Raw genomic sequence first — 15,215 nt, 5'->3', positions numbered from 1 at the left:
GTCCCCTGGGAGGAAAGGACCAGACGGGCGGCGGTCTGACGGAGAGGGCACCGTGCTCAGAAGTCGATGCCGGTCGGCTCGACGTTCACCGGGGCCGCCGCGGGGGCCGCCGCGGGGGTGTCGACCGTGGGGCCGACCCCGAGCTTCTCCAGGATGCGCTTCTCGAGCTCGTTGGCGAGGTCCGGGTTGTCCCGCAGGAAGTTGCGGGAGTTCTCCTTGCCCTGCCCGAGCTGGTCGCCCTCGTAGGTGTACCAGGCGCCGGCCTTGCGGACGAGGCCCGCCTCGACGCCGACGTCGATCAGCCCACCCTCACGGCTGATGCCCTGGCCGTACATGATGTCGAACTCGGCCTGCTTGAACGGCGGCGCGACCTTGTTCTTGACGACCTTGATGCGGGTCCGGTTGCCGACCATCTCCTGGCCGTCCTTGAGCGTCTCGATGCGGCGCACGTCGAGCCGCACCGAGGCGTAGAACTTCAGCGCACGGCCACCGGTGGTGGTCTCGGGCGAGCCGAACATCACGCCGATCTTCTCGCGCAGCTGGTTGATGAAGATCATCGTGGTGCCGGCGCCGTTGAGCGCACCGGTCATCTTGCGGAGCGCCTGGCTCATCAGCCGGGCCTGGAGGCCCACGTGGCTGTCGCCCATCTCGCCCTCGATCTCGGCGCGGGGCACGAGCGCCGCGACGGAGTCGATGACGATCAGGTCCAGCGCGCCGGAGCGGACCAGCATGTCCGCGATCTCCAGGGCCTGCTCGCCGGAGTCCGGCTGCGAGACCAGCAGCGCGTCGGTGTCCACACCGAGCGCCTTGGCGTAGTCCGGGTCGAGCGCGTGCTCGGCGTCGATGAACGCCACGATGCCGCCGGCCCGCTGGGCGTTCGCCACCGCGTGCAGCGCCACCGTCGTCTTGCCCGAGGACTCGGGGCCGTAGATCTCCACCACGCGTCCGCGCGGGAGGCCTCCGATGCCGAGTGCCACGTCGAGCGCGATGGCGCCCGTCGGGATGACCTCGAGCGCTGCTCGGGTCTCCTCGCCCAGTCGCATGACCGAGCCCTTGCCGAACTGCCGCTCGATGTTAGCGAGCGCGGCGTCCAACGCCTTGTCGCGATCTCCACCAGCCATGGTTGTCCGTCCGTCTGTCCGCCTCGAGGGGGAACCTGCTGTCTTCTTCATCGCCATTGACACTAGAGGGGCCTTCCGACAGTCTGCGAGCCTGATGTCGCGACCTGGGGATATCCCCCGGCAGCCGGCGACCATGTCCAACGCCACCGAGCCTAGCCCGAACAGGTGTTCGAGCCGCGGGCGACACGCCGACACGCCGCCGGCGCCCGGTCCCGCGGTCGCGGCCCATCCGGTTCAGGACGACCCGGCACGCCTGCGACGGAGCAGGGCGGCGGCCACCACCACACCGACGACCAGCGCCGCGAAGCCCAGCCACAGCACGCCGTACGGACGGTTCAGCAGGCTCGGCACGTCCTCGCGGGCACCGAACCGGCCGATCGCGGGGATCGCCAGGAGGGTCACCGAGCCGAGCACCACGAAACCGGCGACCGCGGGCCCCCCTGCTCCACGCCGGCAGCCGCGGGAGCACCAGGACGGCGAGCAGCACGACCAGGGGTGCGAGGACCGCGTCGTGGAGCAGCACTCCCCCGGCCAGCCAGACCGCGAGGTCCACCAGGTCGGGCAGGTCGGTGCCGAGCAGGTGGTAGACGCCGACGAGCACCAGCGCGACGCCGGCGGCGCCGAGCAGGCCGCGGGCCACCCGCATACCGCGCATCACGCCACCTCGATCCGGGAGACCCACTTGGTCTGCAGCACGCCGGGCCGGTTCGGGGCGATCAGCCGGCAGGGGTAGCCGTGGTCGATGCTCAGCGGCGCGCCGTGCAGGAGCAGCGCGAGCAGGGTGAGGTCGTCGTCGGCGAGGTTGCCGCGCACCTCGGAGGCCTTGAAGGCACCGGACTCCTGGAGCGAGCGGACCACGACGGTGGCGCCGGCCGGGGCGTCGACGAGGTCGAGCAGGTCGCGCAGTCGCACGCCGGTCCACACTGCCGCGGCGCTCCAGCCCTCGACGCAGGCGATCGGCAGGGTCACGGTGTGCTGGGTCATCGCCCGGAGGTCGTCCAGCGACAGGGTGCGGCGGGTGCCGCCGTGCACCACCTCCAGCGCGTACGACGGGGCGAGGGCCGTCGCGGTCACCCCGGCGGCGCGGGCGCTCTTGGTGACCGGGAGGTCCTGCGGCCCCGACCCGTCGTGGGTCTCGAACAGCGACACGGTCCGCAGCCACGGGACGGTGCCGCCGGCGACCGCGAGCACCGCGACCGCCGAGGCACCGAGCGCGGTGCGCACGAGGCCGCGGCGGGTGAGTCCCGGCTCGGGCCGCTCGCCGTCGTCGACCGGCCGGCCGAGCGCCGAGCGGATCACCGGCAGCTTGACCGCGACGTGCAGCACCAGCGCCCCGAACGCCACCCAGGCCACGGCGTAGTGCGTCGAGCGGAACGAGAAGGACCAGGCGTACCACTCGGTGGTGTTGAGCACGCCGGTCGTCAGCTCGAAGATCGCCGCCGCCACCAGGAGCGCGATCGAGAGCCGCTCGAGCAGGTGCGGGACGAGCTCGCGCAGCCGCCCGAACGGCACCTTCGCGAACAGCTTCGGGTAGACGGCGTAGAGCTTCACCAGCAGCAGCGGCACGGCCGCCGTGCCGGACAGGTAGTGCAGGCCCTGCGTGACCCGGTAGACCCACACCGGCCGGGTCGGGATGGTCAGCCAGGACGGCTGGTCCTGGTAGAGGTGGCTCCAGATCCCGGTCAGGAACGCGACGGTGAAGCAGAGGCCGAGCCACAGCCCGACCCGGGCCGCGACCTCCGGGCCGCGCAGCGACGAGGTGAAGTCCGCCTCGCGGGGCGCGCGCGGCAGACGGTCCCCCCACCGGCTCACCGCGGCACCTCCTCCCGCACGGTCCGCCACAGCGCCGCGAACCGGGTGCCAGGCGCGGCCGCCGCGACGAGGTCGGCGTCCGGTGCCTCGTCGACGTCGCGCAGCACGGTCGTGGCCGCCACGGTCGCGCCCGCCCGCCGCAGGGCGGCCAGCGTGTCGACGTACGTCCGCGCTGTCGACATCTCCACGCCCGCCAGGGGCCGCGCCAGCGCCGGGTCGGTGACGGCCAGCACCCACCAGCCGCCGTCCTCGGCCGCGCCGAGCACGGCGTCGTTGCCGTCCCCGACGAGGCCGGCGACCGCGGCCAGCTCGGCGGCCGTGACGTGCGGCGTGTCCATCCCGATCTGTACGACGGGCGCGCCGGCCGCCGCGGCCACGTCGGCGTGCGCGTGCGCGAGCCGCGCGGCGAAGCCGTCGCCGCGCTGCGGGTGCACGGTCCAGCCGGCCAGCGCCTCGACCAGGGCGGCGTGCCGCACGGCGCCCGCGAGGTCGCCGGCGAGCGCGACGTGGCAGTCCTCGAAGACCTCCCGGCAGACCGCGAGGGTGTCCAGGACGCAGGCCGCGGCGAGGTGCGCCGCGACGTCGTCGCCGACGTGCGCGCCGAGCCGGGTCTTGACCTGGCCGGCGACCGGTGCCTTGGCCATCACCAGCACGGCGGGCCTCACGACAGGACCCGGGCGAAGTCGCGGGCCGCCCGCACGGTGCCGCGCACCGAGCCGGACACCTTGGAGCGGGTGCCGGCGGCGCGGGGGTGGTAGGCGATGTCCTGCTCGGTGAGCCGCCAGCCCGCGAGCATCGCCTTCTGCAGCAGCTCGACGGGGTAGCCGAAGCGCCGGTCCTCGACCCCGAGGGCCAGCAGGTCGGCGCGGCGGCAGACCCGCATCGGGGCGATGTCGTGCACCGGCAGGCCGGTCCGGCGACGCAGCCACCAGAGCACCGCCACGTTGCCGGCGCGGGCGTGCCAGGGCCACACGCCGCGGGACACCGGGCGCCGGCGGCCGGTCGCCATGTCCGCGCGGCCGGACCGGACCTCCTCCAGCAGGACCAGGAGGTCGGCGGGGTCGAAGGAGCCGTCGCCGTCCATCACCGCGAGGTAGTCCGCCGTCGCCGCCTCCACGCCGGCGTGCACCGCCGCGCCGTACCCGGGCCGGTCCTCGCGCACGACCCGCGCACCGAGGGAGCGGGCCACCTCGGCGGTGTCGTCGGTCGACCCGTTGTCGACGACGATCACCGCGAACGTGTCGGGGACGGTGGGCAGCAGACCACGCAGGGCGGGTCCTTCGTCCCGGCACGGCAGCACCAGGTCACAGAGGGCGGGCATGGGTCGAGCGTAGGCCGCCGCCGAACGCCTGGCCGCCCTGCCGGGGACCGCTGCCCCTATCCTCGCCGGGTGACCACCACGCTGCCGGGCCGCCGGACCCGCCGGGGCACCGCGGCGGCGTGGGGCCTGATGGGCACCCTGGTGCTGATGGCGCTGGCGATGGCGGTGCCGGCCGTGACGGGCTGGAACGTGCGGGTGAACTCGTTCCCGCCGCTGCACGCCGAGTGGGACCCCCGGGTGGGCTGGGGCAGCCTGCCCGCGGTGGCGCTCGCGGTGCTCGGCCTGCTGCACGCCTTCCGGCTCGCCGACCGGCTCAGCTGGCGGCGGCTGCTGCTCGTGGTGTTCCTCGGCGGGCTGGCCTGGATGCTGGCCCTGGCGTTCGTCGACGGCTCGCACGGCGTGAGCCAGATCCTCGGCGACCCCTACGAGTACCTCCGCACCGCCCGTCGTACGACGGACCTGCACGCGACGCTGCAGGAGTACGTCAGCCGGATCCGCTACGAGGCGGAGCCGCGCAACTGGCCGGTGCACGTCGCCGGGCACCCGGCCGGGGCACTGACGTTCTTCGTGGTCCTCGACCGGCTGCAGCTCGGCAGCGGGTTCGCCGCGGGCCTGGTCGTCACGGTCCTCGCCGCGACCACCGCCGTCGCGGTGCTGGTGACCGCCCGCGTGCTCGGCGCCGAGCAGCTGGCCCGCCGCGCCGCACCGTTCCTGGTGCTCGGGCCGGCGGCGGTCTGGCAGTCGGTCTCGGCCGACGCGATGTTCGCGGCCACCGGCGCCTGGGGCGTCGCCTGCCTCGCGCTCGGCGCGACCCGGCGCAGCACCGGCTGGTCGCTGCTCGCCGGGCTGCTGCTGGGCTACGCGGTGATGCTGTCCTACGGCCTCCCGCTGCTCGGGGTGCTGGCCCTGGCCGTGCTGCTGACCGCCCGGTCGTGGTTCCCGCTGGCCTTCGCGGTGGTCGCCGCGCTGGCCGTGGTGGTGGTGTTCGCGCTGGCCGGGTTCAGCTACCTCGAGGCGCTGCCCGCGATCCACAGCCGCTACTACGAGGGCGTCGGCGGACGGCGGCCGTGGGCCTACTGGATGTGGGGCGACCTCGCCGCGCTGGCGTTCTGCGCCGGGCCGCTCGCGGGCGCCGGCGTGGCCCGGCTCGTCGCCGGCGGCCGCGGGCTGCTGCACGACGCCTGCACCCGCACGGTGCTGCTGCTGTCCGGCGCCGGCGTCGCGATGGTGCTGCTCGCGGACCTGTCGCAGATGAGCCGCGCCGAGGTGGAACGGATCTGGCTGCCGTTCGTGCCGTGGCTGCTGCTGTCCTGCGCGCTGCTGCCGGACCGGTGGCGGCGACCGGCGCTGGCGGGGCAGGTCGGGTTCGCGCTGCTCGTGCAGCACCTGCTGTTCACCGGCTGGTGAGCGCCCCCGCGATCAGCCGGTCGGACAGCTCGCGCACCCAGGCCCGCGCGGCCGGGTCGTCGGCCTGCGGGTCGGTGACGCCCTCGCGCTGCCCGTCGAAGTAGACGCCGCTGACCCCGTCGAGGGCCTCCTCGGCGACCAGCCGCCAGGTCGCGTCCAGGCCCTCCTCGACCGTGGTGGCCGGCTCCTGCCCGGCGTCGCGGACCATCGTGGTGTCCATGAACGTCGCCGGGTGCAGCGCGGTGACGCTCACGCCGGTGCCGACCAGGTCGCCGGCGAGGTCGTAGGTGGCCATCACCTGCGCCAGCTTGGCGCGCCGGTAGGCCGTCACCCCGTCGTACCCGTGCTCGGTCAGCGGGTCCTCGGGGTCGAGCGCGAGCTGCCCGGCGGAGGCGACCTGGACGATCCGGGCCGGCGCGCTGACCTCGAGCAGGGTGGCCAGCCGCGCGGCCAGCCGGTAGGCCGCCAGGTGGTTGACGGCGAAGCGCAGCTCGATGCCGTCGGCGCTCACCTCCCGGCCCGACCCGGGGGCGCCGAAGCCGACACCGGCGTTGTTGACCAGCACGTGCAGCTCGTCGTAGGTGTCCACGACGCCGGCCGCGAGCCGGTCCACCTCACGGAGGTCGGACAGGTCGGCGACCACGGTGTCGATGCTGGTGCCGGTGGCCTCCTCGACCTCCAGCGCCAGGGCGCGCAGCCGCTGCTCGTCCCGGCCGTGCGCGAGGACGGTCATGCCGTGACGGGCGGCGCGGTGCACCAGGGCGCGGCCGAGCCCGCCCGTCGCGCCGGTGATCAGGATGGTCTGCTGGTCGAGGGGACGCATGGCCCCGACGCTACCGACCCGCTGGTCGGCCCCCGCCTCACCGCAGGGGTGCGGTGGCGAACGCCTGGAGACCCTGCTCGGGCCGGATCCGCGCGGTGAAGCCCAGCCGGTCGCGGGCCTTCTCCGCCGACGCCACGATGTGCCGGACGTCGCCGAGCCGGTAGCGCCCGCTGACCTCCGGGGCCAGGTCGCGTCCGGTGCTCGCCGACACCCCGGCCGCCACGAGCTCGGCCACCCGCCGGATCGGGACCGGCTCGCCGGAGGCGACGTTGTAGGTCGTGAACGTCTCGTCCGGGGCCGCGACCACCTGGTCCATCGCCAGCAGGTTGGCGCGCGCCACGTCGTGCACGTGCACGAAGTCGCGCATCTGGCCGCCGTCCTCGTAGACGTTCGGCGGGCTGCCCTGCTCGATCGAGGAGCGGAACATCGCCGCCACCCCGGAGTAGGGGGTGTCGCGCGGCATCCGCGGCCCGTAGACGTTGTGGTAGCGGAGCGCGACCGCCGCACCGGGCGCCTGGCGCACCCAGGCGGCGAGGTAGTGCTCGGTCGCGACCTTGCTGGCGGCGTAGCTGCTGCGCGGGTCGAGGCGGGCGTCCTCGTCGACGGTCGCCCAGGCCAGCGGACGGCCGCACGCCCCGCAGTGGTTCTCGAAGTCACCGCCCTCCAGGGCCGCGACGCTGCGCGGCGGTGGTGCCTGGTCGCCGTGCTCCTCGCACACGTAGCGACCCTCGCCGTAGACCACCATGGACGAGGCCGCGACCACCCGGCGCACGCCCGCCTCGTGCATCGCCGCGAGCAGCACCGCGGTGCCGAGGTCGTTGTGCGAGGCGTACGACGGCAGGTCGGCCACCGTGACGCCGGCCCCGACCATCGCCGACTGGTGGCACACGACGTCGACGCCGTCGAGCAGCGGCCGCAGCGCCCGCAGGTCGCGCACGTCGACCAGGTGGGTGTCCGCGGCGGTGGTGCCCGGTGCGTGCGCCTCGGGGATCAGCAGGTCCACCCGCACGACGTCGTCGCCGCGGGCCTCGAGCGCCTGCGCGACCGCCCCGCCGACGAAGCCGGCCGACCCGGTCAGCAGCACCTTCACGCCGCGCCGCCCGGGATCTCGTAGGGCAGCTCGATGCCGTCGGCCCAGGACGCGCACGCGCAGCCGGCCCCCGGCCCGGGGAGGTAGGGGACCACGCCGGCCAGCAGGCCCTTGAGGCGGTCGATGTTGCGCGCGAACGTCGCGAACACCTCCGCCTGGCCGACGCCCTCGCCGGACTCGACGCCGGCGTCCATGTCGGTGACCAGCGCGACTGCCGAGTAGCACATCCGCAGCTCGCGGGCGAGCACGGCCTCGGGGTGCCCGGTCATGTTGATCAGCGTCCAGCCCTGGGCCGCGTAGTGCTGCGACTCGGCGCGCGTGGAGAACCGCGGGCCCTCCACCACCACCATCGTGCCGCCGAGCGAGACACCCTCGGCCGCGGCCAGGGCCTGCGACAGCGTCGGGCAGTAGGGGTCCGCGAACGGCACGTGCACCGCGCCCCGCTCGACGTAGCTCTGCACCCGGCCCAGGGTCCGGTCGACCAGCTGGTCGGGGACGACGAGGTCACCCGGGGCGACCTCGGCCCGGAGGCCGCCGACGGCGCACGGCGCGAGCACCTGGCGCACCCCGAGGGACCGCAGCGCCCACAGGTTCGCGCGGTAGTTGATCAGGTGCGGCGGGAACGCGTGCCCGGTGCCGTGCCGCGGCAGGAACGCGACCGGCGTACCGGCCACCTCGCCGACCGCGATCGGGGCCGCCGGCGCGCCGTACGGCGTCTCGACCTCGACCTCCCGCGCGTCGTCGAGGAACTCGTAGAAGCCACTGCCGCCGATGACGGCCACGGACGCTTGGGGTGCGGACATGAGGTGGAGTCTTGCAAACGCCTCCCGGCCTAGACTCGTGGGCGTGCGCACGTCCGCGGTCCTGCTGCTGCTCGGGCTGGCCACGGCCGGGTGCAGCGGGTCGGGGGCCACGCCGGGCGACACCGGCGCGGGGCCCGGGGCCGGCTGCGACCTGGTGCCGGCGGGACGGCTCGTCGGCCTGCTCGGCACCGACCTCGTCACCACGCAGCGCGGCTCGTTGAGGACGCTGCGCGAGCGGCACACGACGACGTCCTGCCGGACCGTCGTCCGCGGGCACCCGGAGCGCTCGGTGACGGTCACCGCGGAGTACCACCCGGAGCCCTACCGGCTGCCCCGCAAGGCGTGCAGCGAGGGCTGGGTCTACGCCGGCACCCCCGAGAAGTACACGCCCGCCTGCCAGGAGACCGTCGACGGGCACGGGCGCACCACGCTCGTGGTGCGGTGGCAGCCCTACCTCATGCACGTCACCGTCGACCGGTCCGACCGCGACTGGGCCGGCGACCCCGAGCGGGCGCTGTCGCTGAGCCGGCTGGTCGCTCAGCGCCTCGGCGTCAGCGAGGCGGCCGGCGACGGCTAGGTGGTGCCGGGCTCGAGCCGGGCACCGGCCAGGGAGCTCCACGTCGACCCGGCTGTCCGTGCCGACGATCGTGACCTGGTCGGGGTCGCCGGTGGCGTCCGCGTCGGGCCGGCCCACCACGGCGCCGGCCTCGACCACGCAGCCCTCGTCGACGACCGCCCAGTCCACCACGGCGCCCCGCTCGACGACGGTGTCCGCGAACAGCACGCTGTTGCGGACCACGGCACCCGCCTCGACGACCACCCCCGGTCCGAGCACGCTGCGGCGTACGACGCCGGCGACCCGGGCCCCCGGCGACACGATGCTGTCGCAGACGTCCGCGCCGTCGAGGATCCGCGCGGGAACGCGCTGCGGCTGCCGGGTCAGGATCGGCCAGCGCGGGTCGTCGAACAGGCCCTGGTCGTCGGTGAGCACGTCCTGGTGGGCCGCGACGTAGAGGTGCGGCTGGCCCAGGTCGCGCCAGTAGCCGGGCAGCGCGTGCACGACCGTGCGGCCCCGCTCGACCAGCCGGGGCAGCAGGTGGTCCCCGAAGTCGCCGAGGCCGCTGTCGCCCTCGGCGGAGCCGGCCGACCGCTCGCGGTGCAGCTGCTCGAGGACCTCGATGAGCACCTGCGGGTCGTAGACGAAGATCTCCGTGGCGACCGTCGTGGTGGACGGCTCCTCGGGCTTGTAGGCGAACCCGGTCACCGTGCCGGTGCCGTCGGACTCCACCGTGGCGTGGTCGCCGGCCTCCTCGATCGGCACCTGGGTGGTCACCACGGTGCACTCGGCGTCGTGGCGGCGGTGCGTCTCGACGGCGTCGGTGTAGTCGAAGCGGTAGACGTGGTCGGCGCTCAGCACGACGACCGCCTCGGGATCGGCGGCGCGGATCTGGTCGCGGATCCGGAACAGCTCGTCGGCGTTGCCCTGCGCGAACCCGTCCTCCTCCGCGGTCCCGGTTCCCTGCTCGGGCATCAGCAGCCGCAGCCCGCCCTGGTTGCGGTCGAGGTTCCAGGGCCGACCGTTTGCGACCGGCTCCTCGATGCTGGCGCCCTGGAACTGCAGGGACAGCCACACCTCGGAGATCCCGCTGTGCGCCAGGTTGGACAGCGGGAAGTCGATGAGCTGGTAGACCCCGGCGAACGGCAGGGCCGGCTTGGCCCGCTCACGGGTGAGGACGTCCATCCGGCCGCCGGCGCCGCCGGCTTGGATGATGGCCAGGATCCGGTTGCGTGACATCGTCCGATCCTGGCACGGGCTACCTACGCCGGGTCCGCCGCTCCCGGTCGCGCACCCCGAACCAGTACGCCGCGAGCGCCCCGCCGAGCGCCCCGAACAGGTGGCCCTGCCACGAGATGCCGGGCTGCCCCGGCAGCACGCCGAGCAGCAGGCCGCCGTACACGAGGAGCAGGATCACGCCGAGCGCCACCTGGGAGGCGTCGCGGGCGAACACCCCGCGCAGCAGCAGGTAGACCAGCCAGCCGAACGCCAGCACCGACGCGCCGAGGTGCACCGAGTGCGGCTGCCCGACGAACCAGGTGCCCACTCCCCCGACCACCCAGACGACGGCGGTGACGGCGGCCCAGCGGGCGACGCCGGCGAGCAGGATCAGGAAGCCGAACACCAGCAGCGGCAGGGTGTTCGCGAGCAGGTGGCCCCAGCCGTAGTGCAGCAGCGGCGCGAACAGGATGCCGTCCAGGCCGTCCGCCTCGCGGGGCCGGACGCCGCCCTCGTCGAGCCGGTGGCCCATCAGCGTGTCGACCAGCTCCACGGCGTACAGCAGCGCGACGAACGCCAGGATCACCTGGGCCGCGACCAGCGGCCGGGACCGGGGCCGGGGCTGGTGGCGGGTCGGGAGGCTCACCCCGTCCACGGTAGCCAGCCGTCGGCTACTCGGCGAGGTCGCGCGTGAGCAGCACCGTGGTGATGAACCGCCGGAACAGCCGGACCGGGTCGTCGTCGGTCATCGCGACGGTGCTGGTCCCGGTCCGCTCCACCCCGGTCACCCAAGTGGCCAGCTCCGCGAGGTCCGGGTTGCGGAAGGTCACGTCGAGCGTGGCCGGGAGGCTGATCGCCGGCGGTTCGGCGGACCCGAGCCCGCGGACCGCCGCCTCCGCCTCGGAGCGGATCAGCTCCCGGGCGACCTCGGGGTGCAGGCTGTCGGCGGCGAACCGGGTGACCGCCGTCTTCACCACGGCGGCCCGCACCCCGGGGCTGACCCGTGCGGCCTCCGCCGCGGTGACGTCGTCGCCGGTGACCAGGACGACCGGGACGCCGTACCCGAGCGCGACCAGGGCGTTGACGCCCGACTCGCCCACCTCCGTGCCGTTCAGCCGCACCTGCGCGATCGCCCGCGGGTTGTAGGTGTGCGACAGCGGCGCCGAGGTCGCCATCGACCCGTGGTAGGAGACCAGGAAGACCGCGTCGAAGGTGCTGTCGAGGCCCTGCATCATGTACAGCGGCTTGTGCCGGCCGGAGAGGTACCGCGCGTGGCCGGCGAGGCCCTCGGGCCGCAGGTTCTGCATCGTCGAGTGCGAGTCGTTGACCAGGAACTCCTGGGCCCCGGCCGCCTGGGCCCCCTCGATGGCGGCGTTGACCTCGGCCTGGAGCAGCATCCGGTAGTGCTCGTACTCCGGCTGTCCCGGGCGGCACTGCGCCCAGTCGACGACGCCGGCCGTGCCCTCCATGTCGGAGGAGAGGAAGATCTTCATCCGGGCCCTTCCGCTCGGCCGGCGCGAGCTGCGGAACGACGTCGGTGTCGTGAGCCCGCCGGCGGGCCTGGATCGTTCCACAGCCCGTCGCGGGGCGGGTCAGAGGGCGAGGGGCTCGTCGTCCGCGGCGGGACGCCCGGCGGTCCGGCGGGCGAACTCCGCGGCGGTCGCGATGCCGGTGACCAGCACGGCCGCGAAGACCGTGAGGGCCGGGTAGCCCAGCGTCCCGACCACCACGCCGGCGACCGCCCCGGCCGCCGCGGCGGTCAGCCCCATCACGAGGTCGGCGGCACCCTGCACGTCGGTGCGGGCGTCCAGCGGCGCGGACTCCGAGAGCAGCGTCGAGCCGGCGATCGTGCACAGCGACCAGCCGAGCCCGAGCAGGAACAGCCCCGCGGCGATGCGGTACGACGCCCCCGCCGGCGACGTACCGGCGAGGGCCAGCGACACCAGCAGCACCACGGCGCCGGCGCCGAGCACGGCGGGCCGGCCGAACCGGTCGGTGGCCCACCCGACGACGGGCGCGAACGCGTACATCCCGAGCACGTGGACGCTGATCACCACCCCGATCACCTCGAGCGCGGCGCCGCCGTGGTGCATGTGCAACGGGGTCATCACCATCACCGAGATCATCACCGCGTGCGCGAGGGCGAGGGCCGCGGCACCCGCGGCGACTCCCGGCCTGGTCCGGACCACCTCGCGGACCCGGGCCCACGAGGTGCCGTGCCGGACCGCGCCACCGCGCGCGACCGCGGCCTCCCGGGCGACGAGCAGCGGGTCGGGCCGCAGGAAGACCGAGACGACCAGGGCGGCGGCCAGCAGGCCGGCCGCGCCGAACACGAACGGCCCGGTCAGGGTCGGCACGCCCAGCGCGCGGCCGGCGCGGCCGGCCCAGCCGGTGAGGTTCGGGCCGGCCACCGCGCCGATCGTGGTGGCCCAGACCACCAGCGACAGCGCCCGGGCCCGCTGGGCCGGACGGGCCAGGTCGGTCGCGGCGTAGCGGGCCTGGTTGTTGGCGGCCGTCGCGGAGCCGAGCAGGGTGGTGCCGACCAGCAGCAGCGGGAAGGAGCGGACCACTCCGGCCACCACGCAGAGCACCGCCCCCGCGGCGCCGAGCAGGTAGCCCAGCGTGAGCCCGACCCGGCGCCCGCGCCGGCCCATCACGTGGGCGAGCAGGAAGGAGGCCACCGCCGCGCCGAGCACCTGCATGGTCTGCGCCAGGCCGGCCAGCTTCTCGCTGCCGGAGACGTCCTCGGCGAGCAGCGCGGCGACCGCGATGCCGATGCTCATGCCCAGGCCGCCAAGGGCCTGCGACCCGACGAGCGTGCGGACCGTGCGGCCCTGCACCTGCGCCAGCCGGTGGTCCGGCCAGCGCGCCCCGCCGTACAGGCCGCGTGCGACCGCCGCGGCCCCGCCGCCCACCCAGCCGGCGACCCGCCGGCCGGCGTCGCTCACTTCTCCGACGGCGGGAGGCCGAGTCGCTCCCAGACCGCGCGCCAGACCTGCTTGGGCGACTCACCGGCGTCGAGCGCCTCGGTGACCGTGCGGTGCCCGAGGTCGGAGATCACCTGCTGCTCGGCCCAGGCACGGGCGTACCCCGCACCGAGGGCGTCCTCCATCCGGGCCCAGAACTCCGTGTGCCGCATGCCGCCGAGAGTACGTCAGGACACGTCGTGGAGATGGTGCTCCACGTCGTGCAGGTGGTAGCGCGACAGGGTGTCGACGGTGAACACGGACCCGTTGCTGCGCCGGCCCGGGCGGTCCCACTGCGGGCCCTCGATGCCGCCGTACTGCTTGGAGACGGCCGCGGCCGCCGCCACCAGCTCGGCGGCCACCGTGGCCGGTGCCTGGTCGCGGTAGGCGCCGGCCACCGCGGCCGCGTTCTGGGCCCAGTTCTCGAACAGCGGGTCGTCGACGGCGAGCATCATCCGGACCCGCTCCCCGAAGACCCGGTGCACGTCGCGCACGTGGCAGGCGTACTCCAGCGGGGACCAGGTGGTCGGGTCCGGCCGGTCCCGGACGTCGGGCCGCTCCAGGACCCGCTCCCACGCGCTGGCGTTGGCGTAGACCCGGTTCTTCACCTCGACCTGCCGCACCGACCGGGCGTCGTACCCGCACTCGGGGCAGGCGCGTTCCAGCACCCAGGTCCAGTCCTTGTCGTCCGGCTCCAGGACGTCGTCACTCATGGCCAAAGTATGGCGCCCGTCACCCGTCCCTGGACGGGTGACGCACCGGGGGACCCGTTCCTGCGAGAATGGACACATGGCCAGTGATCAGGGCGTGGTGACCATCCGCCCCGCCGTCCAGGAAGACCTCTCCGACATCGCCGCGATCTACAACCACGAGATCGCGAACAGCACCGCAACGTTCGACCTCGAGCCACCGACCTACGCCTACTGGGAGCAGCGTCTCGCGGGCAAGCACGAGGGCGACCACCTGCTGGTGGCGGTCGACGAGGACGAGGACGTCGTGGGCTACGCCTACTCCTGGTCCTACCGGCCCCGCCCGGCCTACGACCTGACCCGGGAGACCTCGATCTACCTCGACCCGTCGGTGCGCGGACGCGGCATCGGCCGGGTGCTCTACCCGGCGCTGCTCGAGGCGATGGCCGCCTCCGGCGTGCACACCGCCGTCGCGCTGGTCGCGCTGCCCAACCCGGGCAGCATCGCGCTGCACAAGGCCTGCGGCTTCGAGCACGTCGGCACGATGCGCGAGGTGGGCTGGAAGTTCGACCAGTGGGTCGACGTGGAGTGGTACCAGAAGCTGCTCAGCTGAGCAGCAGCCGGTCGAAGCGCCGCGACGCCACGGTCAGCCCGACCAGTCCCATCGCCACGAGGTAGACCACCGAGACCAGCGAGTCGACCGTGACCGCACCGGTGGTCAGCTCGCGGGTCAGTGTGACCCCGCGGTAGAGCGGGGTGGCCTCGACCACCCAGCGCAGCACGCCGCCGAACGCCGTGATCGGGAAGAACGTCGCCGAGAACAGGAACATCGGCACGATCGCGAGCTGGATGTACTCGAAGTCCTGCCAGGACTTCATGAACGTCGTCAGCGCCATCCCCGCCCCTGCGAACGCGAACCCGATCAACCAGGTGGCGGGCCAGGCCAGCAGCGCCCACCACGAGGACACCAGGCCCATCGCGGCCATCACCACCAGGAACCCGGCGCTGTAGACCGCGGAGCGCATCAGCGACCAGGCGAGCTCGCCGCGGGCGATGTCGATGGTCCGCATCGGGGTGGCGAGCACGCCCTCGTAGACCTTGTCGTAGCGGAGCTTGAAGAAGATCCCGAACGTCGAGTCGAGGATCGCGCCGTTCATCGCCGAGGCGGCCAGCATCCCCGGCGCCACGAACGCGGCGTAGGACACGACCTGGCCGTTGAACTCGAAGCCGGTGACCAGCCGGCCGACCCCGATGCCGATCGAGAACAGGTAGAGCACCGGCTCGAGGAACCCGGTCAGGAACACCAGCCAGCTCGACTTGTAGACGGTGTAGTTGCGCCGGACGATCTCCCAGCCGGTGGTGTGCGGGGAGGCCACGGCCCGGGCGGCGGCAGCGGTCACGAGCGCCAC

The 15,215-nt window shown here is 74.2% G+C and carries 17 protein-coding genes and 1 pseudogene; 3 read left to right on the top strand and 15 right to left on the bottom strand.

Going from position 1 to position 15,215, the window contains the following annotated elements; all coding sequences use genetic code 11:
• Positions 1-56: 56 nt before the first annotated feature.
• The 5 genes from recA to KRR39_RS05150 all read right to left on the bottom strand — a co-directional run bounded on the left by recA (position 57) and on the right by KRR39_RS05150 (position 4,254).
• Positions 57-1,121, bottom strand: a complete 1,065-nt coding sequence (gene recA / locus KRR39_RS05170) for a recombinase RecA (RefSeq protein WP_216941032.1) — start codon at positions 1,119-1,121, stop codon at positions 57-59.
• 234 nt (positions 1,122-1,355) lie between these two features.
• Positions 1,356-1,523, bottom strand: coding sequence for a hypothetical protein (locus KRR39_RS05165; RefSeq protein ID WP_216941031.1), 168 nt, complete (start codon positions 1,521-1,523; stop codon positions 1,356-1,358).
• 252 nt (positions 1,524-1,775) lie between these two features.
• Entirely contained in the window at positions 1,776-2,933 is a 1,158-nt protein-coding gene (locus KRR39_RS05160) for a molybdopterin-dependent oxidoreductase (protein WP_216941030.1), read from the bottom strand.
• Positions 2,930-3,598 carry a TIGR04282 family arsenosugar biosynthesis glycosyltransferase gene (locus KRR39_RS05155; protein WP_216941029.1) on the bottom strand — a complete coding sequence of 223 codons (669 nt, stop codon included), beginning with the start codon at positions 3,596-3,598 and terminating at the stop codon, positions 2,930-2,932. The genes KRR39_RS05160 and KRR39_RS05155 overlap by 4 nt, the downstream gene beginning before the upstream one ends.
• On the bottom strand, positions 3,595-4,254 hold the full coding sequence (locus KRR39_RS05150; protein ID WP_216941028.1) for a glycosyltransferase family 2 protein: 660 nt from the start codon (positions 4,252-4,254) through the stop codon (positions 3,595-3,597). The genes KRR39_RS05155 and KRR39_RS05150 overlap by 4 nt, the downstream gene beginning before the upstream one ends.
• A 69-nt stretch (positions 4,255-4,323) precedes the next feature.
• Here KRR39_RS05150 and KRR39_RS05145 point away from each other — a divergent pair, with 69 nt between their 5' ends.
• Positions 4,324-5,661: a hypothetical protein gene (locus tag KRR39_RS05145; RefSeq protein WP_254185527.1), complete on the top strand. Its 1,338-nt coding sequence runs from the start codon at positions 4,324-4,326 to the stop codon at positions 5,659-5,661.
• Here KRR39_RS05145 and KRR39_RS05140 read toward each other — a convergent pair.
• Genes KRR39_RS05140 through KRR39_RS05130 form a run of 3 tightly spaced genes read right to left on the bottom strand, consistent with a single transcriptional unit; the run spans position 5,648 to position 8,377 of the window.
• Positions 5,648-6,484, bottom strand: a complete 837-nt coding sequence (locus KRR39_RS05140) for an SDR family NAD(P)-dependent oxidoreductase (RefSeq protein ID WP_216941027.1) — start codon at positions 6,482-6,484, stop codon at positions 5,648-5,650. The genes KRR39_RS05145 and KRR39_RS05140 overlap by 14 nt on opposite strands.
• A gap of 37 nt (positions 6,485-6,521) precedes the next feature.
• Positions 6,522-7,574, bottom strand: a complete 1,053-nt coding sequence (locus KRR39_RS05135; RefSeq protein ID WP_216941026.1) for an NAD-dependent epimerase/dehydratase family protein — start codon at positions 7,572-7,574, stop codon at positions 6,522-6,524.
• The gene (locus KRR39_RS05130; protein WP_216941025.1) at positions 7,571-8,377 is read right to left on the bottom strand and encodes an S-methyl-5'-thioadenosine phosphorylase; all 807 of its coding nucleotides are present in this window, start codon (positions 8,375-8,377) and stop codon (positions 7,571-7,573) included. Before KRR39_RS05130 ends, KRR39_RS05135 begins: the two co-directional genes overlap by 4 nt.
• A gap of 43 nt (positions 8,378-8,420) precedes the next feature.
• Here KRR39_RS05130 and KRR39_RS05125 point away from each other — a divergent pair, with 43 nt between their 5' ends.
• Positions 8,421-8,954 carry a hypothetical protein gene (locus tag KRR39_RS05125; RefSeq protein ID WP_216943006.1) on the top strand — a complete coding sequence of 178 codons (534 nt, stop codon included), beginning with the start codon at positions 8,421-8,423 and terminating at the stop codon, positions 8,952-8,954.
• Between the two features lie 168 nt (positions 8,955-9,122).
• Here KRR39_RS05125 and KRR39_RS25915 read toward each other — a convergent pair.
• From KRR39_RS25915 to KRR39_RS05095, 6 genes and pseudogenes are all read right to left on the bottom strand, one after another.
• A pseudogene (locus tag KRR39_RS25915) lies at positions 9,123-10,118 on the bottom strand (glucose-1-phosphate adenylyltransferase family protein); the annotation flags it as partial.
• A 73-nt stretch (positions 10,119-10,191) separates the two neighbouring features.
• Positions 10,192-10,797: a rhomboid family intramembrane serine protease gene (locus tag KRR39_RS05115; protein WP_254185526.1), complete on the bottom strand. Its 606-nt coding sequence runs from the start codon at positions 10,795-10,797 to the stop codon at positions 10,192-10,194.
• A 25-nt stretch (positions 10,798-10,822) separates the two neighbouring features.
• The gene (locus KRR39_RS05110; protein WP_216941024.1) at positions 10,823-11,644 is read right to left on the bottom strand and encodes a M55 family metallopeptidase; all 822 of its coding nucleotides are present in this window, start codon (positions 11,642-11,644) and stop codon (positions 10,823-10,825) included.
• A 99-nt stretch (positions 11,645-11,743) separates the two neighbouring features.
• Entirely contained in the window at positions 11,744-13,099 is a 1,356-nt protein-coding gene (locus KRR39_RS05105; RefSeq protein WP_254185525.1) for an MFS transporter, read from the bottom strand.
• Positions 13,096-13,290 carry a DUF3046 domain-containing protein gene (locus KRR39_RS05100; protein WP_216941023.1) on the bottom strand — a complete coding sequence of 65 codons (195 nt, stop codon included), beginning with the start codon at positions 13,288-13,290 and terminating at the stop codon, positions 13,096-13,098. Before KRR39_RS05100 ends, KRR39_RS05105 begins: the two co-directional genes overlap by 4 nt.
• Positions 13,291-13,305: 15 nt before the next feature.
• On the bottom strand, positions 13,306-13,830 hold the full coding sequence (locus tag KRR39_RS05095) for a DinB family protein (protein WP_216941022.1): 525 nt from the start codon (positions 13,828-13,830) through the stop codon (positions 13,306-13,308).
• Between the two features lie 76 nt (positions 13,831-13,906).
• On the opposite strand from KRR39_RS05095, the gene KRR39_RS05090 reads away from it, so the two are divergent.
• Positions 13,907-14,419: a GNAT family N-acetyltransferase gene (locus tag KRR39_RS05090; protein ID WP_216941021.1), complete on the top strand. Its 513-nt coding sequence runs from the start codon at positions 13,907-13,909 to the stop codon at positions 14,417-14,419.
• On the opposite strand, the gene KRR39_RS05085 is transcribed toward KRR39_RS05090, so the two are convergent.
• Positions 14,412-15,215, bottom strand: coding sequence for an ABC transporter permease (locus KRR39_RS05085; protein WP_216941020.1), 804 nt, complete (start codon positions 15,213-15,215; stop codon positions 14,412-14,414). The two genes, KRR39_RS05090 and KRR39_RS05085, sit on opposite strands and share 8 nt — an antisense overlap.

The sequence above is a fragment of the Nocardioides panacis genome, from assembly GCF_019039255.1.
Lineage (GTDB): Bacteria > Actinomycetota > Actinomycetes > Propionibacteriales > Nocardioidaceae > Nocardioides_B > Nocardioides_B panacis.
Note: the sequence above shows the minus strand (reverse complement) of the source record. Positions and strands in the feature narration are given on the sequence as shown.

What these genes read in the sequence shown, in the direction of transcription:
- KRR39_RS05140 (WP_216941027.1), bottom strand. Translation starts at nt 6,484, where the DNA reads ATGCGTCCCCTCGACCAGCAGACCATCCTGATCACCGGCGCGACGGGC.
- KRR39_RS05090 (WP_216941021.1), top strand. Translation starts at nt 13,907, where the DNA reads ATGGCCAGTGATCAGGGCGTGGTGACCATCCGCCCCGCCGTCCAGGAA.
- KRR39_RS05110 (WP_216941024.1), bottom strand. Translation starts at nt 11,644, where the DNA reads ATGAAGATCTTCCTCTCCTCCGACATGGAGGGCACGGCCGGCGTCGTC.
- recA (WP_216941032.1), bottom strand. Translation starts at nt 1,121, where the DNA reads ATGGCTGGTGGAGATCGCGACAAGGCGTTGGACGCCGCGCTCGCTAAC.
- KRR39_RS05095 (WP_216941022.1), bottom strand. Translation starts at nt 13,830, where the DNA reads ATGAGTGACGACGTCCTGGAGCCGGACGACAAGGACTGGACCTGGGTG.
- KRR39_RS05150 (WP_216941028.1), bottom strand. Translation starts at nt 4,254, where the DNA reads ATGCCCGCCCTCTGTGACCTGGTGCTGCCGTGCCGGGACGAAGGACCC.
- KRR39_RS05100 (WP_216941023.1), bottom strand. Translation starts at nt 13,290, where the DNA reads ATGCGGCACACGGAGTTCTGGGCCCGGATGGAGGACGCCCTCGGTGCG.
- KRR39_RS05130 (WP_216941025.1), bottom strand. Translation starts at nt 8,377, where the DNA reads ATGTCCGCACCCCAAGCGTCCGTGGCCGTCATCGGCGGCAGTGGCTTC.